This window comes from Pontivivens nitratireducens (assembly GCF_011290545.1).
Taxonomy (GTDB): Bacteria; Pseudomonadota; Alphaproteobacteria; order Rhodobacterales; family Rhodobacteraceae; genus Pontivivens; species Pontivivens nitratireducens.
On the sequence record NZ_CP049811.1, the window covers coordinates 1,777,587 to 1,802,482 of the forward strand.

General features: G+C 62.5%; 25 protein-coding genes. 9 read left to right on the forward strand and 16 right to left on the reverse strand.

All coding sequences use genetic code 11. The features are described 5' to 3' along the window. The first annotated feature begins 73 nt into the window (after positions 1 to 73). The gene (gene cobT, locus G8E03_RS08810; protein WP_166190766.1) at positions 74 to 1,075 is read left to right on the forward strand and encodes a nicotinate-nucleotide--dimethylbenzimidazole phosphoribosyltransferase; all 1,002 of its coding nucleotides are present in this window, start codon (positions 74 to 76) and stop codon (positions 1,073 to 1,075) included. A gap of 8 nt (positions 1,076 to 1,083) precedes the next feature. Here the strand turns inward: cobT and G8E03_RS08815 are convergent, their stop codons facing one another. Beyond that, positions 1,084 to 2,346, reverse strand: a complete 1,263-nt coding sequence (locus tag G8E03_RS08815) for an NAD(P)/FAD-dependent oxidoreductase (RefSeq protein WP_166190768.1) — start codon at positions 2,344 to 2,346, stop codon at positions 1,084 to 1,086. An 81-nt stretch (positions 2,347 to 2,427) separates the two neighbouring features. Between G8E03_RS08815 and G8E03_RS08820 the strand changes: the two genes are divergently transcribed. The 7 genes from G8E03_RS08820 to G8E03_RS08850 all read left to right on the forward strand — a co-directional run bounded on the left by G8E03_RS08820 (position 2,428) and on the right by G8E03_RS08850 (position 9,911). Continuing rightward, the gene (locus G8E03_RS08820; protein WP_166190770.1) at positions 2,428 to 3,114 is read left to right on the forward strand and encodes an HAD family hydrolase; all 687 of its coding nucleotides are present in this window, start codon (positions 2,428 to 2,430) and stop codon (positions 3,112 to 3,114) included. Further along, complete coding sequence (locus G8E03_RS08825) at positions 3,098 to 4,051, forward strand: sugar-binding transcriptional regulator (RefSeq protein ID WP_166190773.1); 954 nt, start codon at positions 3,098 to 3,100, stop codon at positions 4,049 to 4,051. Before G8E03_RS08820 ends, G8E03_RS08825 begins: the two co-directional genes overlap by 17 nt. Before the next feature lie 133 nt (positions 4,052 to 4,184). Then, positions 4,185 to 5,489: an ABC transporter substrate-binding protein gene (locus G8E03_RS08830; protein WP_166190775.1), complete on the forward strand. Its 1,305-nt coding sequence runs from the start codon at positions 4,185 to 4,187 to the stop codon at positions 5,487 to 5,489. Positions 5,490 to 5,619: 130 nt separating this feature from the next. Continuing rightward, positions 5,620 to 6,492, forward strand: coding sequence for a carbohydrate ABC transporter permease (locus tag G8E03_RS08835; RefSeq protein ID WP_166190777.1), 873 nt, complete (start codon positions 5,620 to 5,622; stop codon positions 6,490 to 6,492). A gap of 1 nt (position 6,493) precedes the next feature. Continuing rightward, positions 6,494 to 7,324 (forward strand): carbohydrate ABC transporter permease, encoded by an 831-nt coding sequence (locus tag G8E03_RS08840; protein WP_166190779.1) that lies wholly within the window; start codon positions 6,494 to 6,496, stop codon positions 7,322 to 7,324. Further along, positions 7,324 to 8,328, forward strand: coding sequence for an ABC transporter ATP-binding protein (locus G8E03_RS08845; protein WP_166190781.1), 1,005 nt, complete (start codon positions 7,324 to 7,326; stop codon positions 8,326 to 8,328). The genes G8E03_RS08840 and G8E03_RS08845 overlap by 1 nt, the downstream gene beginning before the upstream one ends. 104 nt (positions 8,329 to 8,432) lie before the next feature. Further along, entirely contained in the window at positions 8,433 to 9,911 is a 1,479-nt protein-coding gene (locus G8E03_RS08850; protein ID WP_166190783.1) for a mannitol dehydrogenase family protein, read from the forward strand. Between the two features lie 75 nt (positions 9,912 to 9,986). On the opposite strand, the gene G8E03_RS08855 is transcribed toward G8E03_RS08850, so the two are convergent. Genes G8E03_RS08855 through G8E03_RS08890 form a run of 8 tightly spaced genes read right to left on the reverse strand, consistent with a single transcriptional unit; the run spans position 9,987 to position 17,995 of the window. Next, entirely contained in the window at positions 9,987 to 11,132 is a 1,146-nt protein-coding gene (locus G8E03_RS08855; protein ID WP_166190785.1) for an iron-containing alcohol dehydrogenase, read from the reverse strand. Between the two features lie 3 nt (positions 11,133 to 11,135). After that, the gene (locus tag G8E03_RS08860) at positions 11,136 to 12,506 is read right to left on the reverse strand and encodes an aldehyde dehydrogenase family protein (RefSeq protein WP_166190787.1); all 1,371 of its coding nucleotides are present in this window, start codon (positions 12,504 to 12,506) and stop codon (positions 11,136 to 11,138) included. A 2-nt stretch (positions 12,507 to 12,508) separates the two neighbouring features. After that, positions 12,509 to 13,873 (reverse strand): glutamine synthetase family protein, encoded by a 1,365-nt coding sequence (locus G8E03_RS08865; RefSeq protein WP_166190789.1) that lies wholly within the window; start codon positions 13,871 to 13,873, stop codon positions 12,509 to 12,511. Positions 13,874 to 13,899: 26 nt separating this feature from the next. Then, complete coding sequence (locus G8E03_RS08870; protein WP_166190791.1) at positions 13,900 to 14,229, reverse strand: ribonuclease E inhibitor RraB; 330 nt, start codon at positions 14,227 to 14,229, stop codon at positions 13,900 to 13,902. Positions 14,230 to 14,280: 51 nt separating this feature from the next. Then, the gene (locus G8E03_RS08875; protein WP_166190793.1) at positions 14,281 to 15,318 is read right to left on the reverse strand and encodes a TRAP transporter substrate-binding protein; all 1,038 of its coding nucleotides are present in this window, start codon (positions 15,316 to 15,318) and stop codon (positions 14,281 to 14,283) included. A 48-nt stretch (positions 15,319 to 15,366) separates the two neighbouring features. Next, complete coding sequence (locus tag G8E03_RS08880; RefSeq protein ID WP_166190795.1) at positions 15,367 to 16,692, reverse strand: TRAP transporter large permease; 1,326 nt, start codon at positions 16,690 to 16,692, stop codon at positions 15,367 to 15,369. Beyond that, on the reverse strand, positions 16,692 to 17,258 hold the full coding sequence (locus G8E03_RS08885; RefSeq protein WP_166190797.1) for a TRAP transporter small permease subunit: 567 nt from the start codon (positions 17,256 to 17,258) through the stop codon (positions 16,692 to 16,694). The genes G8E03_RS08880 and G8E03_RS08885 overlap by 1 nt, the downstream gene beginning before the upstream one ends. After that, on the reverse strand, positions 17,255 to 17,995 hold the full coding sequence (locus G8E03_RS08890) for an N-formylglutamate amidohydrolase (protein WP_166190799.1): 741 nt from the start codon (positions 17,993 to 17,995) through the stop codon (positions 17,255 to 17,257). The genes G8E03_RS08885 and G8E03_RS08890 overlap by 4 nt, the downstream gene beginning before the upstream one ends. A gap of 121 nt (positions 17,996 to 18,116) precedes the next feature. On the opposite strand from G8E03_RS08890, the gene G8E03_RS08895 reads away from it, so the two are divergent. Continuing rightward, positions 18,117 to 19,001 carry a MurR/RpiR family transcriptional regulator gene (locus tag G8E03_RS08895; RefSeq protein WP_240910314.1) on the forward strand — a complete coding sequence of 295 codons (885 nt, stop codon included), beginning with the start codon at positions 18,117 to 18,119 and terminating at the stop codon, positions 18,999 to 19,001. 7 nt (positions 19,002 to 19,008) lie between these two features. Here G8E03_RS08895 and G8E03_RS08900 read toward each other — a convergent pair whose 3' ends face one another. The 7 genes from G8E03_RS08900 to G8E03_RS08930 all read right to left on the reverse strand — a co-directional run bounded on the left by G8E03_RS08900 (position 19,009) and on the right by G8E03_RS08930 (position 24,819). Next, complete coding sequence (locus tag G8E03_RS08900) at positions 19,009 to 19,125, reverse strand: DUF2474 family protein (RefSeq protein WP_166190803.1); 117 nt, start codon at positions 19,123 to 19,125, stop codon at positions 19,009 to 19,011. Next, positions 19,125 to 20,159, reverse strand: a complete 1,035-nt coding sequence (gene cydB, locus G8E03_RS08905; RefSeq protein ID WP_283810318.1) for a cytochrome d ubiquinol oxidase subunit II — start codon at positions 20,157 to 20,159, stop codon at positions 19,125 to 19,127. Before cydB ends, G8E03_RS08900 begins: the two co-directional genes overlap by 1 nt. Continuing rightward, complete coding sequence (locus G8E03_RS08910; protein WP_166190805.1) at positions 20,156 to 21,604, reverse strand: cytochrome ubiquinol oxidase subunit I; 1,449 nt, start codon at positions 21,602 to 21,604, stop codon at positions 20,156 to 20,158. The genes cydB and G8E03_RS08910 overlap by 4 nt, the downstream gene beginning before the upstream one ends. Positions 21,605 to 21,737: 133 nt before the next feature. Next, positions 21,738 to 22,781 carry a succinylglutamate desuccinylase/aspartoacylase family protein gene (locus G8E03_RS08915; protein ID WP_166190807.1) on the reverse strand — a complete coding sequence of 348 codons (1,044 nt, stop codon included), beginning with the start codon at positions 22,779 to 22,781 and terminating at the stop codon, positions 21,738 to 21,740. 14 nt (positions 22,782 to 22,795) lie between these two features. Next, positions 22,796 to 23,245 (reverse strand): ATP-dependent zinc protease family protein, encoded by a 450-nt coding sequence (locus G8E03_RS08920; RefSeq protein ID WP_166190809.1) that lies wholly within the window; start codon positions 23,243 to 23,245, stop codon positions 22,796 to 22,798. Positions 23,246 to 23,290: 45 nt separating this feature from the next. Further along, entirely contained in the window at positions 23,291 to 24,196 is a 906-nt protein-coding gene (gene rimK / locus G8E03_RS08925; RefSeq protein WP_166190811.1) for a 30S ribosomal protein S6--L-glutamate ligase, read from the reverse strand. 146 nt (positions 24,197 to 24,342) lie between these two features. After that, positions 24,343 to 24,819 (reverse strand): Lrp/AsnC family transcriptional regulator, encoded by a 477-nt coding sequence (locus tag G8E03_RS08930; protein WP_185802939.1) that lies wholly within the window; start codon positions 24,817 to 24,819, stop codon positions 24,343 to 24,345. Positions 24,820 to 24,896 lie beyond the last annotated feature (77 nt).

The following is a 24,896-nucleotide window of genomic DNA, read 5'->3' on the forward strand; positions in this document are numbered from 1 at the left end:
GGGCGTAGGGGGTTACGTGGGCGTAGCCGCGCCGTTATGCCTTGCCTGACACTGCCAGCCAAGGATATTGCCGATGACCGCGACCCTCCCCGATATTTCCGCCCGGATCGCACAACGTCCTGACGTCGATATGGTTGCACGCACCGCAGCGCGGGCGCGAAACGAGATGTTGACCAAGCCGCCGGGCGCACTGGGGCGGCTGGAGGATCTGGCAATCTGGTATGCCGGATGGCGCGGCCACGCGGCGCCGCGTGTCCTGGCCCCTCAGGTCATCGTCTTTGCCGGCAATCATGGAATCACGGGGCAGGGGGTTTCCGCTTTTCCGGCCGAGGTTACGGCGCAGATGGTCGCGAATTTTCAGCAAGGCGGCGCTGCGATCAACCAGTTGGCAAGGGATGCGGCGGCGCGAATGGATGTTCACGCGCTGGAACTCGACCGTCCCACGGAGGACTTCACCCAAGGCCCGGCCATGAGCGCACAGGACTGCACCGCCGCCTTCGATACCGGGTGGAACGCCGTGGACGTCACCACGGATCTGTTGGTTGTGGGTGAGATGGGGATCGGCAACACCACCTCCGCCGCGGCGATTGCGGCGGCGCTGCTGGGCGGATCCGGCGCGGATTGGGTTGGGCGTGGCACGGGGGTGGACGATGACGGGCTGGCGCGAAAGGCCGAGGTTGTCGATCGTGGCCTTGCCGCAAATCCGTCGCGCGATCCGCTGGCGGTGCTCGCAGCACTGGGCGGGCGGGAAATCGCGGCTATGGCGGGGGCCATCGCACGGGCCCGCAGCTTGCGCATTCCCGTCGTGCTGGACGGTTTTATCTGTTCCACCGCCGCACTGGTGCTGCACAGGGTCGATTCCGACGCGGTGGCGCATTGCTTGGCCGGGCATCTGTCGGCGGAGGGGGCGCATGCACGTCTGCTGAACGCGATGGGTCTGGAGCCGCTGCTGGATCTGGGGTTGCGATTGGGCGAGGGGTCCGGTGCCGCTCTTGCCATTCACATCGTTCGTGCTGCGCTGGCCTGCCATTCGGGCATGGCCACCTTTGATGAGGCGGGGGTCGCAGACGGCTAGCATGTGGGCTAGAACATCGTGCCGAATGCCTTTCGCGCCAACAGTGCCGCATCCAGCGCGCGGGCATAGGTGCGGGGCGCGCGCAAGGGCTGCGGTGCGCTCAGCGGCAGGGCGCAGGAACCCGTCCCGGTCAGCAGTTGCGCCAGCCCCATGCCGAACGCCGTCCCCGGCGCTATGCCACGTCCGTTATAGCCAAATGGGGCGAAAACGTCTCGATCCAGTTGCACGATCCTGGGCAGCTTATCCGGGGTGGTTCCGATCGTGCCGTGCCAGGCGCTCTGCCATTCAACGGGGCCGAGATCGGGCAGCAGGCGCGCAAGAGTCCGGCTCGCCCAACGTTCGCTAAGCCGCGCGGTCGTCACGATCCGCCCCATGGAGCCGAGGATGATCCGCCCCGCCTGATCGCGCCGCAGGGAGATCATGATCGTGCCGCAGTTCCAGATGCCTTCGCCAGCGGGCAGGATATGCGCGGCGCGGTCCCCCAGTGGCTGGGTCGCAAGCTGGAAATAGTCGATCCGGCTTTGACAGCGATCGAGACGGGGCCACAGGTCGCCGGTCTGTGCATTGGTCGCGATCACGATGCGTCGGGCGCCCAGACTGCCCTGCGCGGTATGCAGATGCCAGCCGCCGTCGGGATCGCGCGTGATCGCCCGCACCCGACTGTGGTCGGAGATCATCGCCCCCGCGCTGAGCGCCGCCCGCGCCAGCCCCCGCGCATAGCTCAGCGGCTGCACCGTTCCTGCCCGCCCATCGAACAGACCGCCGATGAAGGTGGCGCTTCCCGTGCGTTCCGCCGTTTGCTGGGCATCCAGAAATGTCACCGGCGCGCCGAGCTCCTGCCACATTTCCGCTCGCTCGCGCAGGTCGGCGCATTGCCGGGGCGTTTGCGCGACGTGGATCGTTCCCGCGCGCGTCGCCTCGCACTGTATTTGATGGCGTTCTATCAGATCGAACACGAGACGCGGCGCGTGGCCCAGTTCCTCAACCAACCTGCCGCCGATCTGCGCACCCAGGCGGGCCCGGATTTTCTGCGGCGGCAGCCATAGCCCGGCATTGACCAGCCCGACATTGCGACCCGAGGCACCCGCGCCGATGGCTGATGCCTCCAGCAAATGCACGTCGCATCCTGCCTCCGCCAGATGCAGCGCCGTGGACAGACCGGTAAATCCACCGCCGATTACCGCCACGTCGGTGGTGACGTCGCCCATCAGCGGAGTGCTGTCCACATGCTCGGCGCAGGTGTCGCGCCACAGGCCCGGTGGTTCGATCATCTCATCCCCATCAAATTCGCCGCGAACCGATGACAAATCCTGACCGATAGGCTTTTGTGCGTCCAGAGGTGAGGGCGGGAAATGAGCGATATCGATCTGATCATATTTGATTGCGACGGCGTGCTGATCGACAGCGAAGGGTTGAGCGCGCGTGTGCTGATCCGGGTTCTGGCCGATCTGGGGGTTGATGTGGACATGGATTATTTCTGCGCGAATTTCGTCGGGCGCAGTTTTCCGACCGTGGCCCGTGATATCCGCGAGAACTGGCATGTCGCGCTGCCTGAGGGGTTCGAGCAAAGTTATCGTGATGAACTGCTGGATGTGTTCGAGCGCGAACTGCAACCGACACCCGGACTGGTCGGAATGTTGGACAGCTTGCAGACCTCCTGTTGCATCGCCACCAGCAGCAGCCCGGAGCGGGTTTCGCACTCGCTTCGCATCGCGAAGCTGAGCGGGCGGTTCGGGGCGGATATCTTTACCGCCTCCGAGGTCAGGTACGGCAAGCCGGCGCCGGATCTGTTCCTGCATGCCGCCGGCCGGATGGGGGTCGATCCCGCACGCTGTCTGGTCATCGAGGACAGCATTCCGGGGGTTGCAGCGGCTCTGGCAGCACAGATGCGCGTCTTGCGTTATACCGGAGGGGAGCATCTGAAGGGGCGGATTTTGAAGCATCCCCACACTGTGACGACCTTTGACAACTGGTCCGACCTGCGCTTACTGGCGCCTCAACTCACAATTGGAGGCTATGCGCATGGTGGTCAGGGATGATAGCGGCAAACTGGACGATGCCGCCCGGGCTGGCTGGTTGTACTATGTCGCAGGCAATACTCAGGATGAGATTGCACGAAAGCTTGGCGTATCGCGCCAGTCGGCGCAGCGGCTCGTTTCAACAGCGGTAAGCGAAAAACTGGTGAAGGTCCGGCTGGACCATCCCATCGCCCGCTGCATGGAATTGAGCCGCGCGCTGACCACGCGGTTCGGGTTGCGTTTCGCCGAAATCGTCCCCAGCGACCCGGATGCACCGGGCCTGATTACCGGCGTCGCGATTGCCGGCGCGGTTGAGATGGAGCGTCACCTGAAGGCCAAGGAACCCAAGATCCTGGCGCTGGGAACCGGTCGTACCCTGCGGGCCTGTCTGGAACATCTGCCAGCGATGAGCTGTCCGCATCACCGCATCGTCTCGCGCCTCGGCAACATGATGTCGGACGGGTCCGCGACCCCTTACAATGTCGTCGTTCGGCTGGCGGAACGGGTGGATGCGCGCCATTACCCCATGCCCTTGCCCGTGCTGGCCCGCAGTGTGGAGGAGCGGAAGATCCTGCACTCGCAGGAGCCGGTCCACAATACGCTGGAACTGTGCAAGCAGGCTGACGTGACTTTCGTGGGTGTCGGTCAGATCGACATGGACGCCCCGCTGGTCGTGGATGGTTTCATGACACGGCAGGAGGTCGCCGCCCTGTCCGCTGCCGATGTCGTGGGGGAGATTACAAGCTGGGTGTTCAACCGCGAGGGCCATGTGGTGACCGGCGGTTTCAATGATCGCGTCGCCTCGGCTCCGTTGAACAAGAACCCCGAGGAACTGGTCGTCGGTATCGCGAATGGGCCTGCAAAAGTGTCCGCAATCGCGGCGGCGCTGCGCGGAAACCTGATCAACGCGTTAATCACGGATGAGAGCACGGCCGAAGCGATTCTGATTGAATCGTAATTTACCCTTTTAATTTCAATGATTTGCGCTCTGGACTCCCCCTCCCGTGAAGGCGTATTGACTCGAATCACTTCTTTTGTGAGTATTTGCCCACTGTATAAGCATTTGCCCGGCAAGGGCATTGGGAGGAATGATGAATACGACATTGCGCGCCCTTTTGGGCGCTACGGCCCTGTGCACGGTTGCAAGTGTAGCATCCGCACAAACCCTGACCATCGCGACGGTCAACAACGGCGACATGGTTCGGATGCAGGGTCTGGCAAGTGAATTCGAAGCTCAAAACCCCGGCATCGAGCTGGAGTGGGTGACCCTCGAAGAGAACGTTCTGCGTCAGCGCGTCACCACCGACATCGCGACCAATGGCGGTCAGTACGACGTCATGACCATCGGCACCTATGAGGTTCCGATCTGGGGTAAGCAGGGTTGGTTGCTGTCGCTCAACGATCTGCCTGAGGAGTGGGACGCCGATGACCTGCTGCCGGCCATCCGCGACGGTCTGACGGTCGATGGTGAACTGTACGCCGCGCCCTTCTACGGTGAATCCTCGATGGTCATGTACCGCAAGGACCTGATGGAAGAAGCCGGTCTGGAAATGCCCGACGCGCCGACCTGGGACTTCATTCGTGAAGCTGCCGCGGCCATGACCGATCGTGAGAACGAGATCTACGGCATCTGCCTGCGCGGCAAGGCCGGCTGGGGTGAGAACATGGCGTTCCTCACGGCCATGAACAACTCGTTCGGCGGCAAGTGGTTCGACGAAGAGTGGAACGCGCAGTTCGACAGCGAAGCATGGGCCAACACCCTGAACTTCTACATCGACATGATGAACGAATCCGGCCCTCCCGGTGCGTCGAACAATGGCTTCAACGAAAACCTGACCCTGTTCCAAACGGGCAAGTGCGGCATGTGGATCGACGCGACCGTTGCGGCATCCTTCGTGTCCAATCCCGACGACTCGCAGGTTGCCGATCAGGTCGGCTACGCGCTGGCACCCGATAACGGCCTGGGCCGTCGCGGAAACTGGCTGTGGGCGTGGTCCCTGGCAATCCCCGCAGGCACCGACTCGCCTGAGGCAGCCAAGGCGTTCGTGCAGTGGGCGACCTCCAAGGAGTACACCGCTCTCGTGGCCGAAAACGAAGGATGGGCGAACGTTCCTCCGGGCACGCGCACCTCGCTCTACGAGAACGAGAACTATGCAGACATTCCGTTTGCACAGATGACGCTGGACAGCATCAACTCTGCTGATCCCACCAACCCGAGCGTGGATCCGGTCCCCTATACCGGCGTTCAGTTCGTCGCCATTCCTGAATTCCAGGGCATCGCGACTGCGGTCGGCCAGCAATTTTCCGCCGCGCTTGCCGGCCAAACCAGCGTTGAGGACGCCCTTGCCAACGCGCAGGAGCTGACCACCAACGAAATGGAAGACGCAGGCTACTGAGCCTTCGATTCCACCGCGCGGAGCGGGCGATCTCCCGACCGCTCCGCGCATTCCTGCTTGAACCGCTGCAAGGTCGTCGGATGGGGGACGGGCCAATGGTCCCTCATCCGGCAGACTAGGAGTCTATGTCATGTCGACCCAGCATTCCCGCACGGCTGCCCGTTTCATGATCGCGCCCGCAACAGTCCTGTTGCTGGGGTGGATGTTGATACCGCTGTGTATGACGCTCTACTATTCGTTCCGACGTTACCGGCTGCTGACGCCGGACCGGACGGGTTGGGTAGGATTCCGTAACTACGAGAACTTCCTGACAAATCCCGCCTTCATGGACGCGCTGGTCAACACGCTGGTCCTGGTGCTGGGGGTGCTGATCATCACCGTCGTTCTGGGGGTTCTGCTGGCGGTCCTGCTGGACCAGCCGATGTTTGGACAAGGCATCGTGCGTATCCTGGTCATCGCACCATTCTTCGTGATGCCGACGGTTTCCGCGCTGGTGTGGAAGAACATGTTCATGAACCCGGTCAACGGCCTGTTTGCCTACGCGGCGAAGGCGGTGGGACTGCAACCCTACGATTTCCTGTCGCAGGCACCGCTCGCCTCGATCATCGGGATCGTCAGCTGGCAATGGCTGCCCTTCGCGACGCTGATTCTGCTGACCGCGATCCAGTCGCTGGATTCCGAGCAAATGGAAGCGGCCGAGATGGATGGCGCCAGTCCGCTCAGCCGTTTCTGGTTCATCACGCTGCCGCATTTGAGCCGCGCAATCACGGTCGTCATTCTGATCCAGACGATTTTCCTGCTGTCGATCTTCGCCGAAATCCTCGTGACCACGAATGGCGGTCCGGGCACGGCGAGCACAAACCTGACCTACCTCGTCTATGCGGAAAGTCTGCTGAACTATGACGTGGGCGAAGGTTCCGCCGGTGGTGTTGTCGCCATCATCCTTGCCAACATCGTTGCGATCTTCCTGATGCGGATGATCGGCAAGAATCTGGACGCTTGATATGGCACGCGCAGTAACTCAAAAACGCAAACTGATCGCCACGCTGGCGGCCTGGACCATCGGGATGGCGATCTTCTTTCCGATCTTCTGGACCATCCTGACCAGCTTCAAAACCGAAGCGGAGGCGATCTCCGATCCGCCCTCGCTGTTCTGGTTCGACTGGACGCTGGAGAATTACGGCGTCGTGAACGAGCGCTCCAACTATCCGCTGCACTTCATGAACTCGGTCATCATCTCCGTCGGGTCCACGGTTCTGGGTCTGATCATCGCGGTGCCTGCCGCGTGGTCGATGGCCTTCGTTCCGGGAAAGCGGACCAAAGATGTCCTGATGTGGATGCTGTCCACGAAGATGTTGCCGCCGGTCGGCGTGCTGATCCCGATCTATCTGATCAGCCGCAACCTGGGGGTTCTGGACAGCCGGGTGGCGCTGGTGGTGGTGCTGACGCTGATCAACCTGCCGATCATCGTCTGGATGCTCTACACCTACTTCAAGGAAATCCCCGGTGAGATCCTCGAAGCGGCCCGAATGGATGGCGCGACGCTCAAGTCCGAAATCCTCTACGTGCTGACGCCGATGGCGGTGCCGGGGATCGCATCCACCGTGCTGCTCAACATCATCCTGGCCTGGAACGAGGCATTCTGGACGCTGAACCTGACGGCCGCGAAGGCGGCACCGTTGACAGCCTTCATCGCCAGCTATTCCAGCCCGGAGGGTCTGTTCTACGCCAAACTCTCCGCCGCATCGACAATGGCCATCGCGCCGATCCTGATCATGGGTTGGTTCTCTCAGAAACAGCTCGTCCGGGGCCTCACATTCGGAGCCGTAAAGTAATGGGCAATATCACTCTCAACCAGATCACCAAGAAGTTCGGTGAAGTCGAAGTCATCCCACCGCTGGATCTTCAGATCACCGATGGCGAGTTCGTGGTCTTCGTCGGCCCGTCGGGTTGCGGCAAGTCCACGCTGATGCGCCTGATCGCGGGGTTGGAGGACGTCACCTCCGGCAACATCCAGATCGACGGACGCGACGCGACCGAGACACCCCCGGCCAAGCGTGGCCTGGCCATGGTGTTCCAGTCCTACGCCCTGTACCCGCATATGAGCGTGCGCAAGAACATCGCGTTCCCCCTGCGCATGGCCGGGATGAGCAAGGAGGAGCAGGACGCCAAGGTCGAGGCCGCCGCCAGCGTCCTCAACCTGTCGGCCTATCTGGACCGCCGCCCCGGTCAGTTGTCCGGCGGTCAGCGCCAGCGGGTCGCCATCGGCCGCGCCATCGTGCGTGAGCCTGCGGCCTTCCTGTTCGATGAGCCTTTGTCCAACCTCGACGCCGCCCTGCGTGTCGGAATGCGGATGGAGATCAGCGAGCTGCACAAGAAGCTGGCCACCACGATGATCTACGTGACCCACGATCAGGTTGAGGCCATGACCATGGCGGACAAGATCGTCGTGTTGCAGGCAGGCGTCATCGAGCAGGTCGGCGGACCGCTGGAACTCTACCACCGGCCGCGCAACACCTTTGTCGCGGGCTTCATCGGATCGCCCAAGATGAACCTGATCGAAGGGCCCGAGGCTGCCAAGCACAACGCCACCACGATCGGCATCCGGCCCGAGCATATCGGCGTCTCGACCGAGAGCGGCACCTGGAAGGGCCGTGTCGGCGTGTCCGAGCATCTCGGCTCCGATACCTTCCTGCACATTCACGACACGGGTCTGTGCGACCTGATGACCGTGCGTGTCAGTGGTGAGATGAACGTGCACCACGGGGACACGATCTACATGACACCTGAGGCGGACAAACTGCACCGTTTCGGGCCGGACGGGCTGCGTCTGGACTGATGCGTGATACTGGGGCGTCGCGCATGTGACTCCCCGCTTATCGCTTCCATTGCACAAATGAACGCCCTGACAGATTACGTCCATGGCGCAAACCGGATCATTCCATGTCTCAGAAACTTTCCCTGTCCGCGCTGCCCTCATTCCAGGACGATGTGACGATTCCCTCCTATTCGCGCGACGATCTCAGCGCGGGCATCGTGCATATCGGCATCGGCAACTTTCATCGGGCGCACATGGCGGTCTATCTCGACAAGCTGTTCTCGACCGGGGCGGGGCATGACTGGGCCATCGTCGGGGCGGGTATCAAATCGTTCGATGCGGACAGGCGCAAGATATTGAAATCGCAGGACTGGCTGACCACCGTGGTGGAGCTGGCCCCCGGCAACCTGACCGCGCGCGTCACCGGGGCGATGATCGATTTCTGCGAGATCGACATGGCCGCAATCGTGGCGCGCATCACGGATCCGGCGATCCGCATCGTATCGCTGACCATCACCGAGGGGGGCTATTTCGTCGACGCGACGACCGGCGGCTTCGACCTGGGCGCGCCGGCCATTCAGGCCGACATCGCCAAGCCCGACAGCCCCGAAACCGTGTTCGGCCTGCTGATCGCAGGATTGAAGGCGCGCCGGGCGCAGGGGGCCGCCCCGTTCACCATCCTGTCATGCGATAACCTGCCTGAGAATGGCCACATCACTCGTCAGACCGTGCTGGGTCTGGCCCGGGCGATGGACGCCGATCTGGCCGACTGGATCGCGCAGAACGTCGCATTTCCCAATTCCATGGTCGATTGCATCACGCCCGGAACCTCCGCCCGCGAACGCGCGCTGGTTTCCGAGACGTTCGGTATTGAGGATGACGCCCCCGTCGCGTGTGAGCCGTTCCGACAGTGGGTGATGGAGGACAACTTCCCCCAGGGCCGCCCCCAGTTGGAAACGGTCGGCGTCGAATTCGTCGCTGACGTGGCCCCGTTCGAGACGATGAAACTGCGCATCCTCAATGCCGGTCACGCGGCGCTGGCCTATCCCTCGGCTCTACTGGGGCATGTCTACGTGCACGATGCGATGGCGGATCCGCTGATCCGCGACTGGCTGGTTGCCTTGATGCGGTCCGAGGTGATCCCCGTTCTGGAGCCTATCCCCGGTGTCAGCTTCGAGGGGTATCTGGCGACCTGTGTGCAGCGATTCTCGAACCCGCTGATCGGTGACACCATAGCTCGGCTGTGTCAGGACGGATCGAACCGTCAGCCGAAATTCGTGCTGCCCACGATTGCGAATGCATTGGGCAAGGGCTTGCCTGTCGATGGTCTGGCGATGGAGCTGGCATTGTGGTGCCGGTACTGCGCGCAGACTGCAAACGCCGATTTCGGCTTCACTCTGGACGATCCGCGCGCCGAGCAGTTGCTGGCAGCCGCCAGCAAGGTGGAGAGCGACCCGTCTGCCTTCCTAGCCATCCACGATGTGTTTGGTGAGATGGGACGGAATGAGACGTTGCGGCTGGCATTCGCAAACGCAGTCAAGACACTCGTCGAGAAAGGCCCTGCCGATACCCTGCGCGATTTTGCGGCGGCGCGGTTGGCCTGATCAACCGGGGCGGCGCAACCGCCCCGGCCTGACCTTTAGAAACCGGTCTGACCTTCCAGAAAAGGGTCTGGCCTTCTAGAAACAATCCAGCAGCAGTGCCCTGGTGTTTTCGGCCGTCATCTTCACCGGATTGCCGCCGACGCTGGGGTCGATCAATGCCGATGCGACCAGCGCGTCGATATCCGGGTTCGCAACGCCCAGATCGGTCAGGGTCGCGGGGATTCCCAGCGCAGCGTTCAGATCCCCGACGAAGGCGTAGAACCCCCCATATCCGCCCGCGATGCCCAGATAGGCCGCCGCCAGTGCCAGCCGATCCTCGATCGCGGCACGGTTGAAGCGCAGCACCGGCTGCATGACGACGGCGTTCGTGGTGCCGTGATGTGTGTGATGCACCGCGCCGATAGGGTGGGACAGGGCGTGGATCGCGCCCAGCCCCTTCTGAAACGCGGTGGCCCCCATCGCGGCGGCGGACATCATGTGGGCGCGCGCCTCGATATCCGTGCCGTCGGCGAAGACCTTGGGCAGGTTCTCCTTGACCAGCCGCATTCCTTCCAGCGCGATGCCCTGGCTCATGGGGTGATAGTGGGGCGAGCAGAACGCCTCCAGACAATGGGCGAAGGCGTCCATGCCGGTGCCCGCCGTGATCATCGGCGGCATCCCGACCGTCAGTTCCGGGTCGCAGATCACGACGGCGGGCAACAGCTTGGGGTGAAAAATGATCTTCTTTTCATGCGTTTGCGAGTTGGTGATGACACTGGCACGCCCGACCTCGGATCCGGTTCCGGCGGTGGTGGGCACGGCCACGATGGGCGCAATCGCATCCGCGTCGGCGCGAGTCCACCAGTCGTCGATATCCTCGAAATCCCATAGCGGGCGCGACTGCCCGGCCATGAAGGCCACGACCTTGCCCAGATCGAGACCGGAGCCGCCACCGAACGCAACGACGCCGTCATGTCCACCCTCACGGTAGGCCTTCACACCGGCCTCGGCGTTGACCTCGGTCGGGTTCGGATCGACATCCGCAAACATGGCGCGGCCCAGGCCCGCCGCCTCCAACAGGTCCAGCGTTTGCGTGGTGATCGGCAGATTGGCGAGGCCCTTGTCGGTGACGAGCAGTGGTTTCGTGATACCCGCCGCCGTGCACGCCTCGGCGATTTCGGCAATGCGGCCCGCGCCGAAGCGGATCGCGGTGGGGTAGGACCAGTTTGCTGTGACGTTCATGCCTCAGGCCTTCTTGAAGTGGTAGGATTTCGGACGGGTCAGGTTCTGGTAGCCGATGACGGACAATCCGCCCCCGCGCCCGGTGTTCTTGCAACCCGTCCAGCACAGTGCCGGGTCCAGGTAATCTGCCCGGTTCATATAGACGGTTCCGGTCTCGATCCGGTCCGCGATGGACATGGCGCGCGCCTCATCCTGCGTCCAAAGCGAGGCCGTCAGACCATATTCGCTGTCGTTCATCAGGGCGATTGCCTCGGCATCGTCCGCGACCTTCATGATGCCCACGACGGGGCCGAAGCTTTCCTCACGCATCACGCGCATGGAATGATCCACATCGACGAGGATTTGCGGCATCAGATAGGCGCCGCCATCCTTGGGAAACAGGGCAGGATCGATCAGGGTTTTCGCGCCTGCGGCCACGGCCTCCACCGTTTGAGCGCGGATCATGTCGGCAAAGCGGGGTTGTGCCATCGGGCCCATCGTCGTGTCGGGGTCGAGGGGATCGCCCAGTTTGTAGCCCTCGACGATCTTCACGGCTTTCTCGACAAAGGCGTCGAACAGGCTTTCGACCACGTAAATCCGCTCGATCCCGCAGCAGCATTGACCGGAGTTGAACATCGCCCCGTCGATCAGTGTATCGACGGCGGCGTCCAGATCGGCATCCTCCATCACGTAGCCCGGATCCTTGCCGCCCAGCTCCAGCCCCAGTCCGGTGAAGGTTCCCGCCGCCGCACGCTCGATCGCGCGGCCGCCCTCGACCGAGCCGGTGAAGTTGACGAAATCGAACGCCCCGCCGCCGATCAGTTCCGAGGTCGTGGCATGGTCGAGGAAGACGTTCTGGAACACATCCTCGGGGACGCCGGCCTTATGGAACGCCTTGGCCAGACGCTCCCCTACCAAGGGGGTCTGCGAGGCGTGTTTCAGGACCACCGTGTTGCCCGCGATCAGGGCCGGGGCGATGGTGTTGATCGCGGTCATGTAAGGATAATTCCATGGTGCGACGACCAGCACGACGCCGTGGGGCACCCGCTTGATCAAGCGGTGAAATTCGCCGGAATCTTCGACCTCGATATCGGCCAGAGCCTCGGCGGCGATGTCGCTCATATGATCGGCGCGTTGAGCGAAGCCGCCGAACTCCCCGCCGAAGCGCACGGGCCGGCCCATCTGGCGGGCCAGTTCGGGCACGATCTCATCGTTCATCGTGCCGACGATCTGCGTCGCGGCGCGGACCAGAGAGACGCGTTCGTCCAGCGGGCGGGCGGCCCAGCCGGGTTGCGCATCGCGCGCACGGGCAGCGGCCTTGGCCGCATCCTCGGACGTTAGCGGCTCCCGCTCGACCAGGGTCGTACCGTCGATGGGTGAAATACAGGTAATCATGTTCAGGCCCTCTCAAAGCCGCGCGCGATTTCCCAATCGGTTACGACGCGGTCAAATTCTTCCTGCTCCCACGTGGCGGAGCGTAGATAATGTTCGATAACCTCGTCGCCCAAGGCCTCTCTCAGGAAAGTCGAGGCGCGCAGGGTTTCGGTGGCGGCCCGCAGGGTTTGCGGAATGTCGGCGGCCTCCGCATCCTTGTACGCGTCGCCGGAGGAGGGGGGCGGCAGGTCCAGCTTTTCCTCGATCCCCCGAATGCCTGCGGCCAGCATCACGGCCTGCGCCAGATAGGGGTTCATGTCCGAGCCGCCGATGCGGCATTCGACGCGCACGCCCCCGGTTCCGGCCCCGCACAGGCGAAAACCGGCGGTGCGGTTGTCGATGGACCAGACTGTTTTTGTCGGCGCGAATGTCCCCTTGGCGAAACGTTTGTAGCTGTTGACGTAAGGGGCGAGGAAATAAGTGTAATCCGGTGCGTAGGCGATCAGCCCGGCCATGTAGTGCCGCATCAGATCGGACATGCCGAGGTCCGCATCGGGCTCGTGGAACGCGGAGGTGCCGTCGCGCCACAGCGATTGGTGCACATGGCTGGAGGAGCCGACCTTGCCCGCGTCCCATTTCGGCAGGAACGTCACCGCGTGCCCCTTGGACCACGCGATTTCCTTGATCGCGTGCTTTGCGATGGTGTGGTGGTCGGCGCAGTCGAGTGCGGCCGCATAGCGGATGTTCAACTCCTCCTGACCGGCCTCCGCCTCACCCTTGCTGCCCTCCACGGGGATCCCGGCGGCGTAGAGGTGGTTGCGGATCGGGCGCATGATGCCCTCTTCCTTGGTGGTCTGAAGGATATGGTAATCCTCGTTATAGGCGCTGATCGGTTCCAGGTCGCGGAATCCGCCGCGCGCGATCTCCTCGAAGCTCTTGGCGAACAGGAAGAATTCCAGCTCCGTGGCCATCACTGCGTTCAGGCCCATCGCGTCGAGTTTGGCAATCTGTGCCTTGAGGATCGCGCGGGGGGAATGGGCAACCGGGGCATGGGTGTCGTGGTGCAGGATGTCGCACAGCACCATCGCGGTCCCCTCCAGCCAGGGAACGGGGCGCAGCGTGTCGAGGTCGGGCTGCATGATGTAATCGCCATAGCCCGAGGCCCAGTTGGTCGCGGCAAAGCCGTCGGGCGTCGCCATTTCCAGATCGGTGGCCAACAGGTAATTGCAGCAATGCGTTTCGCTATAGGCGCTATCCACGAATGTCTGCGCGTGGAACCGCTTGCCCATCAGACGGCCCTGCATGTCCACCAGACAGGCCAGAACCGTGTCGATGGAGCCATCGGCGACCTGCGCCTTGAGCGCATCGAATGTCAGGGGGGTAGGCATGTGGGTACACTCTGTTGTGAAAGGGTCTAACCGGGAAAATCCCATGCGGTCTCAAAGCCATCGAAGCGGTCGGTGGCCTCGGCCAGAACGCTTTCGATATCGGTAATGTCATAGAGGTCGGGCACCATATGCACGCGCAGGACGCAATCGAAATCGTCACCGGCCGCAATCACCGTGGCGCGCAGGGCGCGCGATTGCGCCCGTGCGTTGAGGTAATCCGCAGCCTGCTGCGCCTGTTCGCGGGTTGGAAATGCGGCGGCGAACTCGATCTCACGCGGTTGCGAAAGGTCCAGTTCCTTGGCCAGCTTTCGCAGGATTTTGGCGTTTTCGCGTTTCAGTTCGGCGTGGTCGGACATGCGGTGCTCCGGCAGTAGAGGGGCGACCCCGATGGGCCGCCCCGCACTTTATCAGGTGTAGCGGTAGGGTCGACCGGCCTTCACCATATCGGCGTTGTACTGCTTGATGATATCCACCACGCGGCGCTTCACATCGCTCTCGGCGGCGATCTCCTCCCAGAACTCCTGCGCCGCATCCTCGACCGTCTGCCATTCCTCATCGGGGATCGTGGTCAGTTCCAGCTTGGGACCGTTGACGCGCAGGGCGGCCTCACCCCCCCAATACCACCACTGTCGGTAGTAATGCGACTGGTCGCAGCAGACGCGGAACAGGGTTTGCAGATCCTCGGGCAGCTCGTTCCAACGCTCCATATTGGCGAAGAACGATCCGGCCCACGCACCGGAGATGTTGTTGGTCAGGAAGTAGTTGGTCACGTCCGCCCAGCCGACGGTGTAATCCTCGGTGATGCCGGACCACGCGATGCCGTCCAGCTCTCCGGTTTGCATCGCGACCTCGATATCCTCCCACGGCAGGGACACGGGGATCACGCCGAACTGCGACATGAAGCGGCCTGCGGTCGGGAAGGTGAAGATGCGCTTGCCCTCCAGATCGGCGAGGGACCGGATCGGGTCCTTCGTCGCGAAATGGCACGGATCCCAAGCCCCGGCGGAGATGTGCTTGACGCCAAGGGCCGAATATTCCTCGTCCCAGATCTCGTTCAGACCGTACTGGTTGAACAGCACCGGCACGTCGAGCGAGTAGCGTGACGCGAAGGGGAAGTAGCCGCCGAACACGGTGACGTCGGTGGGGGAGGCCATCGAGTCGTCATCCGATTGCACGGCGTCGATGGTGCCGCGCTGCATCGCCTGAAACAACTCGCCCGTGGGGACCAGCTGATCGGCATAGAACAGCTCGATCTGCATCCGGTCGCCTGCGATCTTGTTGAACGCCTCGACCGCGGGGGTGATCACGTGTTCGGCCAGCGCGGCACCTGCATAGGTCTGCATCCGCCAGCGGATCGTGCCCTGTGCAAGGGCAGGGGTGGCAAGGGCGGCAGCCGCGACCGGGGCGGCGGCGGCTCCTTGGATAAACTTGCGTCTGGACGTCATCATATCTCTCCTTGGTTGAGGGTTCGGCAGGCTGCACCTGCTCTTTGTTTAGTTTCCGTAGATGATCTGCGGCAGCCACGTGGCGATGCCGGGAAAGGCCATGACCAGTATCAGCGCGCCGATCATCACCAGCACGAACGGCGTGATTGAGCTATAGATGTCGCGCAACGTAATCTCGGGCGGGGCCATCGCCCGCATCAGGAACAGGTTATAGCCGAAGGGCGGTGTCATATACGCAATCTGCGTCGTGATGGTGTAGAGGATCCCGTACCAGATCAGGTCGAAGCCAAGCGCCCCCACCAGCGGCACGTAGAGCGGGGCGACGATGACCAGCATGGCGGTATCGTCCAGAAAGGTGCCCATCAGGATAAAGCTGAGCTGCATCAGGATCAGGATCACCCAGGGGTTCAGGCCGAGCTTTTCGGTGAACAGGCTTTCAATCGCCTTCACCGCGCCCAGCCCGTCGAACACCGCGCCGAAGGCAAGTGCCGCGAGGATGATCCACATGAACATGCAGGTGATGCCCAGCGTGTTGCGCACCGAATTCTCGAACACCTCGCGGTTCATCCTGCCCTTGAGCACGGCGGCGGCAAAGGCGGCAATCGCCCCGATGGCGGAGCTTTCGACCAGCGAGGTCCAGCCGTTGACAAAGGGCACCATCATCACGGCAAAGATTACCAGCGGCAGCAGACCCGCACGCAGCAGGCGCAGCTTTTCGGCGCGGGGAATGTCACGTTCCTCCGGCGGCAGGACCGGGCCGAGAACGGGGTTCATCCGGCAGCGGATCACGATATAGGCGATGAACATCGCGGCCATCATCAGGCCGGGCACCACGCCTGCCAGCCACAACTGCCCGACAGGTTGCCGCGCGATCATCGCATACAGCACCAGCACCACGGACGGGGGCACCAGTATGCCCAGCGACGATCCCGCCTGCACCACGCCCGTCACCATCCGCTTGTCATAGCCCCGCTTGAGCAATTCGGGCAGCGCGATGGTCGATCCGATGGCCATGCCGGCCACGCTCAACCCGTTCATGGCGGAGATCAGCACCATCAGCCCGATCGTTCCGATGGCCAGGCCGCCGCGCAGGCCGCCCATCCAGACATGGAACATCTTGTACAGATCGTCCGCGATCTTCGATTCCGACAGGACATATCCCATGAAGATGAACATCGGTAGCGTCAGCAGCGGATACCATTTCATCAGCTTCATCGCGGCGGCGAAGCCCAGGTCGTATCCGCCCCGGTCCCCCCACAGCAGCAGCGCCGCGACCACGGCGACGAAGCCGATGGCCCCGAACACCCGTTGCCCCGTCAGCAGCATCAGCATCATCGTCGCGAACATCAATGTCGCGATCATTTCATAGGGCATCAGATCGCCTCACCACGCAGCCGAAGCACGTCTTTGAATAGTTCGGAAAGGCATTGCAGCAGCATCAGGAATATGCCGACGATCATGACCACCTTGATCGGCCACATCACGGGCCGCCATGCGGTGGGGGAGCGTTCCAGCCGCCCGACCTCCTGCGATCCCGTCACCAGACCACCGAAGAATTCCAGCGGGTTGCTGCCCCAAAAGCCCAGTGAATAGGCGGTGGAGGCCAACGCCCCCCACAGCAGAACACCGAGGTAGAAGATCAGGAACAGCACCGTGAACAGGTCCACCCATGCTTTCTTGCGCAGGGACCATTCGCCATAGAGCAAATCCATCCGCACGTTCGATCCCAGCTGGATCGAGTATGGGCCGCCCAGGATGTAGTATCCGACCATCACGAACTGCGCCATTTCCAGCGTCCACAGCGATGGCAGGAAGAACGTCTTGGAAATCGAGGACCACAGCAAGATGCCCATCAGCACGAAGATGCCGTACATCACCACGCGACCGGTGTAATAGTTCACCCCGTCCACGGCCCCGATGAAGCGACGCAGCACCCTCATGCCGCCACCTTCAGCGCGGACAGTGCCGCCGTCAGCCAAGGTTTCAGGATCCCCGCGATGCGGGCCTGTCCCTGGGCGTCAGCGATCAGGTCGTTGCGGATTTCCAGCATGACATTGGGGTGCCCCCAGCGGATCGCATGTTCCAGCAAGGTGTGGGTGACGCCGTCCTCGGGTCCATAGGGCGCGTTACGCTCGACCTGCAAATCGGTGAAGCGCGCAGCCTCTGCCAGCATAGCGTCGGCAAGCCGGGTGTCCGCATCGTGCAGAACGCCGATTTCGACATGCCGTTCCTTGCCGTTATAGACCGGGGTGAAACTGTGGATCGTGACGATCACGGGCGCGGGCCGTGCGGCGACCTGTGCCGCCAGAGCATCGCGAAAGGGCGTGTAATATCGTGTCACTCGCTCGGACCGGGCTGCCGCGCTCAGATCAGCGTTGCCTGCTATATGGGTGCGTTCGCTGCGCACGGGGATTGCATCCGGTGCCTCGGGCGGACGATTGGCGTCATAGACCAGCCGACTGATGCGACTGGCGATCAGGCGGGCATCCAGCGCTTGTGACAGCAGGTTTGCCGTCGCCATCGCGCCGGGATCCCAGGCGACATGGCTGATCGCCTCCTGCGGCGTCAGTCCCAGCCCGTTCAGATCATCCGGAATGGCGTGAGAGGCATGTTCGCACACCAGCAGCACCGGCGATTCACCGTCAGGGTTCACGATTTGAACGACCTGATCCGACATGGTTGGTTCACCTCACTTGCCCATCTGACCGGGACAAGGCTCTTGCGCGCGGGGCCTCATGTCAACACAATATTGTAATGGATCGCACATCGTCGTTCGCCCTGTAACGAAAAGCGTCAGAATGGAGGCACCCTTGCCCGAAGCGGAAATGACCATAGCCGAGCGCATTCAGGCCCAGCTCGACACGCTGACCCGCGCGGAACGGCAGTTGGCGCATTCGATTCTGGAAAACTATCCGGCCTCGGGCCTCGGCCCGCTTTCGGCGCTGGCCCGCGATGCGCAGGTTTCAGCGCCGACCGTGGCGCGCATGGTGCAAAAGCTGGGGTTTCGGAACTATCCCGATTTTCAGGCGGAGCTGCGCGAGGAGCTGAAGGCGAAGGTCAAGAACCCCATCGCAAAGCACGACACATGGGCGGAGGGGGCGCCCTCGGGCCACGTCCTCAACCGCTTCACCGAGGCGGTGATCGACAATATCCGGCTGACGCTCGCCCAGATCGAGCCTGCGACCTTCGATGCGGCCTGCGCCCTGATCGCGGATACCGAACGCCCGCTGTTCATCGTGGGGGGCAGGGTGACGCATACCATTGCCGAATACCTGTTCCTGCACTTGCAGGTGGTGCGGCCCCGGATCACACATATCCAATCGACCTCGAACGCCTGGCCGCACCACCTGCTGGATGCAAAGCAGGGCGATGTCTTCGTGATTTTCGACATGCGGCGATATGAGAACAACACGCTGAAGCTGGCTGAGATGGCGCGTGCCAAGGGTGCGACGATCATTCTGATCACTGATCAGTGGCGGTCCCCGATCCACAGTGTCGCGGATATCTGCTTTTCCAATCGCATCGTTGTTCCCTCGGCATGGGATTCGATGGCGACGACCCTGCTGCTGGTGGAAACCATGATCGCCGCCGTGCAGGACGTGAACTGGGGGGAGGCCCGAACCCGGATGGAGGCGTTGGAGGATATCTTCGATCAGACCAGACTCTACCGGAAGTTCACCTGAACGCGCCCTACAGGATCATCAGGCGAATGCCGTAGGCGACGATCCCCAACGCTGTGATCGACAGCACCCAGATCGCCACGAACCACAGCAGCCGTTGCCACCACGAAGAGGTTCGTTCCGCCATCAGTGATACCCGGTCCCCTCGTCAACCTTGCCGCGAAACACCCAGTAGGCATAGGCGGTGTAGATCAGGATGACAGGCAACAGGATCACGGCGCCGACCAGCATGAATATCTGGCTCTTTGCGGGGGCGGCGGCCTCGTAGATCGTGATTTCGGTCGGCACGATATAGGGAAACATCGAGATGCCAAGCCCGACAAAGCACAGCACGAACAGCATCAGCGCCAGCACGAAGGGACGGTATTCGTGGCGATGGATCGTCAGGGAACGGAACATCAGCGCTGCAATCGCCAGAACCGCCGCGGCAACCCCGCCAGCCAGCGCGATGCGCCAATCCGCGAACCAGCGATTATAGTATCCGTCCTGCAAGAAGGGCGTCCACAGGCTGACGATACCGATGAAGGCCAGCGTGACAGCACCCAGCGGCCATGCGCGGGCTCGCATACGCTCCTGCAACGGACCGCCGGTCTTCATCACCAGCCAGGTCGCGCCCAGCAGCATGTAGCCGACCATCACCGCCACCCCCACGGTCAGCGAAAACGGCGTCAGCCAATCCCACCAGCCGCCGGAATAGGCGCGTGCGGCCTTGTCGATCTGGATGCCTTGCAACAGTCCGCCCAGGGTGATGCCCTGGGATAATGCGGCGATGCCCGAACCCGCGATGAACGCGATGTCCCACGCCCAGCGGCCCCGTTCCGTCCGCCAGCGAAACTCGAAGGCGACCCCGCGAAAGATCAGCGCTAGCAGCATCGCTATGATCGGCGCGTAGAGCGCGGGCAGGATCAGCGCGTAGGCCAGCGGAAATGCCGCCAACAGGCCGCCGCCGCCCAGTACCAGCCAGGTCTCGTTTCCGTCCCAGACCGGGGCGACGGAGTTCATCATCACATCCCGGTCGCCGCGCTTTCGCTCCAACGCGAACAGCATTCCCAGGCCTAGGTCGAATCCGTCCAGAATGACGTAGATCAGCACTGCCAGCGCGATCAGAAAGGCCCAGATGGTGGTCAGGTCGAGTGTGAAACCTTCGACTGGCATGGTCATGCTCCCGTTTCTGTCGTGTCGGGGCGGCGGGTCGCCTCTTCGGGTGCGGGGGTGGTTCCGGCGGTGCGGATCGGCCCCTTGACGGAATCCGCCAGCCTCGGCTCCTTCGAGCTGGGCTGACGGCCCATCAGACGCAGGATATAGAACGTGCCCGCGCCGAAGACGGAAAAGTAGATCACGATGAATGCGACCAGCGATGCGCCCACGGCAGGTGCTGCCAGTGGCGCGGCGCTGTCGGCCGTACGCAATAGTCCGTAAACAGTATAGGGCTGACGCCCGACCTCGGTCGTGATCCAACCGGCCAGAACCGCGATCAGGCCGGAGGGCGCCATGATCAGGGCCGCACGGTGCAGCCATGTCGCATCGTACAATTGCCTGCGCATCCGCGCCAGCAGCGACCACAGGCCGATCCCCAGCATAGCAAAGCCGAGCGCGACCATGACCCGGAACGACCAGAAAACGATTGCCACAGGCGGCTGTTCGTCGTCCGGGATCGTATCCAGACCGTCCATCGGAGCATTCAGATCATGCCGCAGGATCAGCGAGGATACCTTGGGAATGCCGATCGCATAGTCCAGGGTCTGCGTCTCATCATTTGGCAGGCCGAACAGGTATAGCGGTGCGCCTTCGGGGTGGCTTTCGTAGTGCCCCTCCATCGCCATCACCTTGATCGGCTGATGCTCCAGCGTGTTCAAGCCGTGCAGATCACCTAAGAAAATCTGCACAGGGGCCACGATCGCCGCCATCCACATCGCCATCGAGAACATCGTGCGCGTGGCGGGCGTGGGCGTTTCGCCCCGCCGACGGTGGCGCAGCAAGTGAAACGCGCCGACACCGCCGACGATGAATGCCGTGGTCAGGTAAGCCGCCGTAACGGTGTGCACCAAGCGATAGGGGAACGACGGGTTGAATATGATTTGCCAGAAATCCACCGGCATGAACTGCCCGGTAATGGCGTCGATCTCGAACCCGGTGGGGGTCTGCATCCAGCTGTTGACGCTGAGGATCCAGAAAGCGGAGAAGAACGTCCCGAAGGCCACGGCGGCGCAGGCGATCATGTGCAGCGTGTCGCCGACGCGGCTGCGTCCGAACAGCATGATGCCGAGGAACCCCGCCTCAAGGAAGAACGCCGACAGCACTTCATAGGCCATGGGCGCCCCGATCACCGGCCCCGCCTTGTCCGAGAAGACGGACCAGTTGGTGCCGAACTGATAGGACATGACAATGCCCGATACGACACCCATGGCAAAGGCCAGCGCGAAAATCTTGACCCAGTACCGGAACAGATCGAGGTATCTGCCATCCCGCGTCCACAGCCATAATCCATTGAGCACGGCGAGGTAACTGGCCAGCCCGATGGTGAAGGCGGGGAACAGGAAGTGGAACGACACGGTAAAGGCGAACTGGATCCGCGCCAGAAGGATTGCATCGAATGAACCGAGCATGGACAACCTCGTTATCTGTCGGTACGAAACTAAGCCTGCGCCCCTGCCAAGGCAATCGCGTGCGTCCGGCCCTATTGTCGCAGTGCAGCATCAGCGTGCGTCACGCTAGCGGGTCGGAATGGAGCGTTATGGCTCAGATAATCTCATCCTCATCGAACAGCGGATCGTCCGTCATCTGATCCGTATGTCCATCCATCAGCGCCTCCGCGCGGGCCACGGATGTCACGCGGGCCAGGTGAAAGACCGCGTCGCCCTCGTTCACCACGGGCATCACGGCCCGGCCGATCACGATGCCGCTGAACGGGGCGGGGATCTCGATCTCCTTGTTGCCGAAGGGATCTGCGACGACGGCCATCAGATCGCCCTCACTGACCACGTCGCCCTCACCCTTGAACGACCGCAAGAGCCCCCCCGCCGGGGCGCGGAGCCATTTGCTGGAATTGCAGTAATACGAGGCGGATTTCGGTTTCGCGATGCCCTTGGCCGGAACCATGTCGATATGGCGCATCACACGCAGGATGCCAGCAACACCCGCGCGCACGGACATCTCATCGAAGCGCAGGCCCTCACCCGCCTCGAACAGCAGCACGTCCTTTCCGACATCCTTCGCCGCGCCGCGCATCGACCCCTCGCGCAGGGGGGATTGCAGGATGACGGGAGCGCCAAAAACCTCCGCCAGTTCGGCGGTGCGGGCATTGTCGGGCGAAATGCGGACCTGCGGCAGGTTGGTGCGGTGGATCGCGGCGGAATGCAAGTCTATGCCCAGATCGCAGCGCAGGACGATCTCGTTCAGAAACAGCGATGCCAGCCGCGAGGCGAGCGACCCTTGCGCGCTGCCCGGAAATGACCGGTTCAGGTCGCGCCGATCCGGCAGATAGCGTGAGTGGTTCAGAAACCCGAAGGCATTGACGATGGGGATCACGATCAGCGTGCCGCGCAACGATTTCAGGTTCGGTGTGCGCAACAACCGTCGCACGATCTCGACCCCGATGACCTCATCCCCGTGCACCCCGGCGCTGACGAACATGGTCGGGCCGTCCTGCTTTCCGTGGATCACATGCACGGACATCGTGACGGGCGTGTGGTCGGACATCACGCTGACCGGCAATTCGATCGTCCTGCGCGTGCCGGGGGCGATGGCGGTGCCGGCAAAATCGTAATCGGCGCGTTTGGGCATGTTGCGAAAGGTCCTCAGCGACGGGTCAGGTTGGCGTGGCGGGTATGCACGGCGATGTTCTGGTTCTTAAGCGCGGAGCGTCCGACGATCATCGGAAATTTCATTCTGGACCGATCTGTCAGCGAGACCGAGATCGGCCATTCGCGCCCGCCCAGATTGACCGTGGTGCGGATCACGATCCGCTCCTGCGGGATGCCGCCGGTGTTCTTGATCCTGCGAATGTCGTAGATCGGCACTTCGATCCGCGTTGCCGGACCGTGGGATTTGAGCCGGAGGCCGAAGCGCACCCAATCCTCGCCATCCTTGCCGAACCGCTCGATATCGTCGGCGTGAAGGGCGCTGGTGCGTGCGCCCGTGTCGATCTTGCAGCGAATATCGGGGATGCCCAGATCGGGCAGGGCGATATGCTCGATCCAGCCGATTACCATTAATTGAGGTTTGGGTTTCTTGGGTTTGGTGGACATTGGCTCATTCGATGTTCTGGAAAGGAAGGGGGCGAAACGGGGTGGTCAGCCCTTGCCCCTGGTCCGGGTTGCGCCGGGCTTGGCGTGCTTTTCCAGATATTCGATGATCGTGCCCGCCACGTCGAGGCCGGTGGCCTTCTCGACCCCCTCCAACCCGGGGGAGGAGTTGACCTCCATCACCACGGCCCCGTGGTTCGAGCGCAGCATGTCCACGCCGCAAACGCTCAAGCCCATCGCCTTGGCCGCGCGCACGGCGGTGGAGCGTTCCTCGGGTGAGATCTTGATGACCTTCGCGGACCCGCCCCGGTGCAGGTTCGAGCGGAATTCACCCTCCGCCCCGGTGCGTTTCATTGCGGCGATCACCTTGCCGCCCACGACGATGGCGCGGATGTCGGTGCCACCGGATTCCTTGATGAATTCCTGTGCGAGGATGTTGACGTTCGCACCGCGAAACGCCTCGATCACCGATTTGGCGGACCGTTCGGTGTCGGCCAGAACCACGCCGATGCCCTGCGTGCCCTCCAGCAGCTTGATGACAACGGGCGCGCCGCCCGCCAGTTTCACGACCTCGCCGGCCTGTTTGGCATCATGCGCGAACGCCGTGACCGGCAGGCCGATGCCGTCCCGCGCCAGCAATTGCATGGACCGCAACTTGTCGCGTGAGCGTCCGATGGCGACACTTTCGTTCAGGGGAAAGACCCCCATCATCTCGAACTGCCGCAGAACGGCAAGGCCGTAGAACGTGATCGACGCACCGATCCGCGGGATCACCGCGTCATAGCCAGTCAGCGACTTGCCGTCATAGTAGATCTCGGGCCGCCGCGATGCGATGTTCATATAGCATTGCAGCGTGTTGATGATGTCGATCTGGTGGCCGCGCTGCTGCGCCGCCTCAACCAGACGCTTGTGCGAGTAGAGATTGGCGTTTCGCGCCATCATTGCGATTTTCATGATTGCGTCCCTTGGGTGAATGGTGAAGGCGGCTTCGGTGACGTCATCGTCCTTGCCCATATGTATGGGGCCGTATGTATGGTCACATAAGGCCGATAGGCGTTTCGACGAGCCTTTGTCCTGAGGCTAGGACAAGGGGGCAGGGGTTATGCCGAACTGTCCGGGATGGGCAATGCGGTGGTGTTCTTGATCTCCTCCATCGACAGGGTGGAGGTGACATTGTAGATCGACACCTCCTGGATCAGCGCCCTGTAAAATACGTCATAGGCGCGGGCGGAGGCGACGCGTACCTTTAGGATGTAGTCGATATCACCGGCCAGTCGATGGGCCTCCATCACTTCAGGACGGTTCTTGACCGCATTCAGGAACCGCTCCAACCAGCCCGCATCGTGTTCACTGGTGCGGATCAGAACGAAGAAACAGGCCTCCAACCCCAGCTTTTCGGGATCGAGCAGGGTGGTCTGACCCCGGATGATTCCGGACTCACGCATCTTGCGGATCCTGTTCCAGACCGGAGTCTTGGACGCGCCTACCCGGCGGGCGATTTCATCGAGGGAACGTGCGGAATCCTCCTGCAATTCGGCAAGGATTTTCCGGTCTGTATCGTCGAGTCGGATGCTCATTCTGTAAATTCCCCCTTTTCCGGTAAAAACGTGTGACTGCCATCCCCGTATCGGATCATCGTTCTTATTTCCAGCGC

Bases quoted from the DNA above. Each gene is read 5' to 3' on its own strand.
- cobT (WP_166190766.1), top strand. From the start codon at position 74: ATGACCGCGACCCTCCCCGATATTTCCGCCCGGATCGCACAACGTCCT.
- G8E03_RS08815 (WP_166190768.1), bottom strand. From the start codon at position 2,346: ATGATCGAACCACCGGGCCTGTGGCGCGACACCTGCGCCGAGCATGTG.
- G8E03_RS08820 (WP_166190770.1), top strand. From the start codon at position 2,428: ATGAGCGATATCGATCTGATCATATTTGATTGCGACGGCGTGCTGATC.
- G8E03_RS08825 (WP_166190773.1), top strand. From the start codon at position 3,098: ATGGTGGTCAGGGATGATAGCGGCAAACTGGACGATGCCGCCCGGGCT.
- G8E03_RS08830 (WP_166190775.1), top strand. From the start codon at position 4,185: ATGAATACGACATTGCGCGCCCTTTTGGGCGCTACGGCCCTGTGCACG.
- G8E03_RS08835 (WP_166190777.1), top strand. From the start codon at position 5,620: ATGTCGACCCAGCATTCCCGCACGGCTGCCCGTTTCATGATCGCGCCC.
- G8E03_RS08840 (WP_166190779.1), top strand. From the start codon at position 6,494: ATGGCACGCGCAGTAACTCAAAAACGCAAACTGATCGCCACGCTGGCG.
- G8E03_RS08845 (WP_166190781.1), top strand. From the start codon at position 7,324: ATGGGCAATATCACTCTCAACCAGATCACCAAGAAGTTCGGTGAAGTC.
- G8E03_RS08850 (WP_166190783.1), top strand. From the start codon at position 8,433: ATGTCTCAGAAACTTTCCCTGTCCGCGCTGCCCTCATTCCAGGACGAT.
- G8E03_RS08855 (WP_166190785.1), bottom strand. From the start codon at position 11,132: ATGAACGTCACAGCAAACTGGTCCTACCCCACCGCGATCCGCTTCGGC.
- G8E03_RS08860 (WP_166190787.1), bottom strand. From the start codon at position 12,506: ATGATTACCTGTATTTCACCCATCGACGGTACGACCCTGGTCGAGCGG.
- G8E03_RS08865 (WP_166190789.1), bottom strand. From the start codon at position 13,873: ATGCCTACCCCCCTGACATTCGATGCGCTCAAGGCGCAGGTCGCCGAT.
- G8E03_RS08870 (WP_166190791.1), bottom strand. From the start codon at position 14,229: ATGTCCGACCACGCCGAACTGAAACGCGAAAACGCCAAAATCCTGCGA.
- G8E03_RS08875 (WP_166190793.1), bottom strand. From the start codon at position 15,318: ATGACGTCCAGACGCAAGTTTATCCAAGGAGCCGCCGCCGCCCCGGTC.
- G8E03_RS08880 (WP_166190795.1), bottom strand. From the start codon at position 16,692: ATGCCCTATGAAATGATCGCGACATTGATGTTCGCGACGATGATGCTG.
- G8E03_RS08885 (WP_166190797.1), bottom strand. From the start codon at position 17,258: ATGAGGGTGCTGCGTCGCTTCATCGGGGCCGTGGACGGGGTGAACTAT.
- G8E03_RS08890 (WP_166190799.1), bottom strand. From the start codon at position 17,995: ATGTCGGATCAGGTCGTTCAAATCGTGAACCCTGACGGTGAATCGCCG.
- G8E03_RS08895 (WP_240910314.1), top strand. From the start codon at position 18,117: ATGGAGGCACCCTTGCCCGAAGCGGAAATGACCATAGCCGAGCGCATT.
- G8E03_RS08900 (WP_166190803.1), bottom strand. From the start codon at position 19,125: ATGGCGGAACGAACCTCTTCGTGGTGGCAACGGCTGCTGTGGTTCGTG.
- cydB (WP_283810318.1), bottom strand. From the start codon at position 20,159: ATGACCATGCCAGTCGAAGGTTTCACACTCGACCTGACCACCATCTGG.
- G8E03_RS08910 (WP_166190805.1), bottom strand. From the start codon at position 21,604: ATGCTCGGTTCATTCGATGCAATCCTTCTGGCGCGGATCCAGTTCGCC.
- G8E03_RS08915 (WP_166190807.1), bottom strand. From the start codon at position 22,781: ATGCCCAAACGCGCCGATTACGATTTTGCCGGCACCGCCATCGCCCCC.
- G8E03_RS08920 (WP_166190809.1), bottom strand. From the start codon at position 23,245: ATGTCCACCAAACCCAAGAAACCCAAACCTCAATTAATGGTAATCGGC.
- rimK (WP_166190811.1), bottom strand. From the start codon at position 24,196: ATGAAAATCGCAATGATGGCGCGAAACGCCAATCTCTACTCGCACAAG.
- G8E03_RS08930 (WP_185802939.1), bottom strand. From the start codon at position 24,819: ATGAGCATCCGACTCGACGATACAGACCGGAAAATCCTTGCCGAATTG.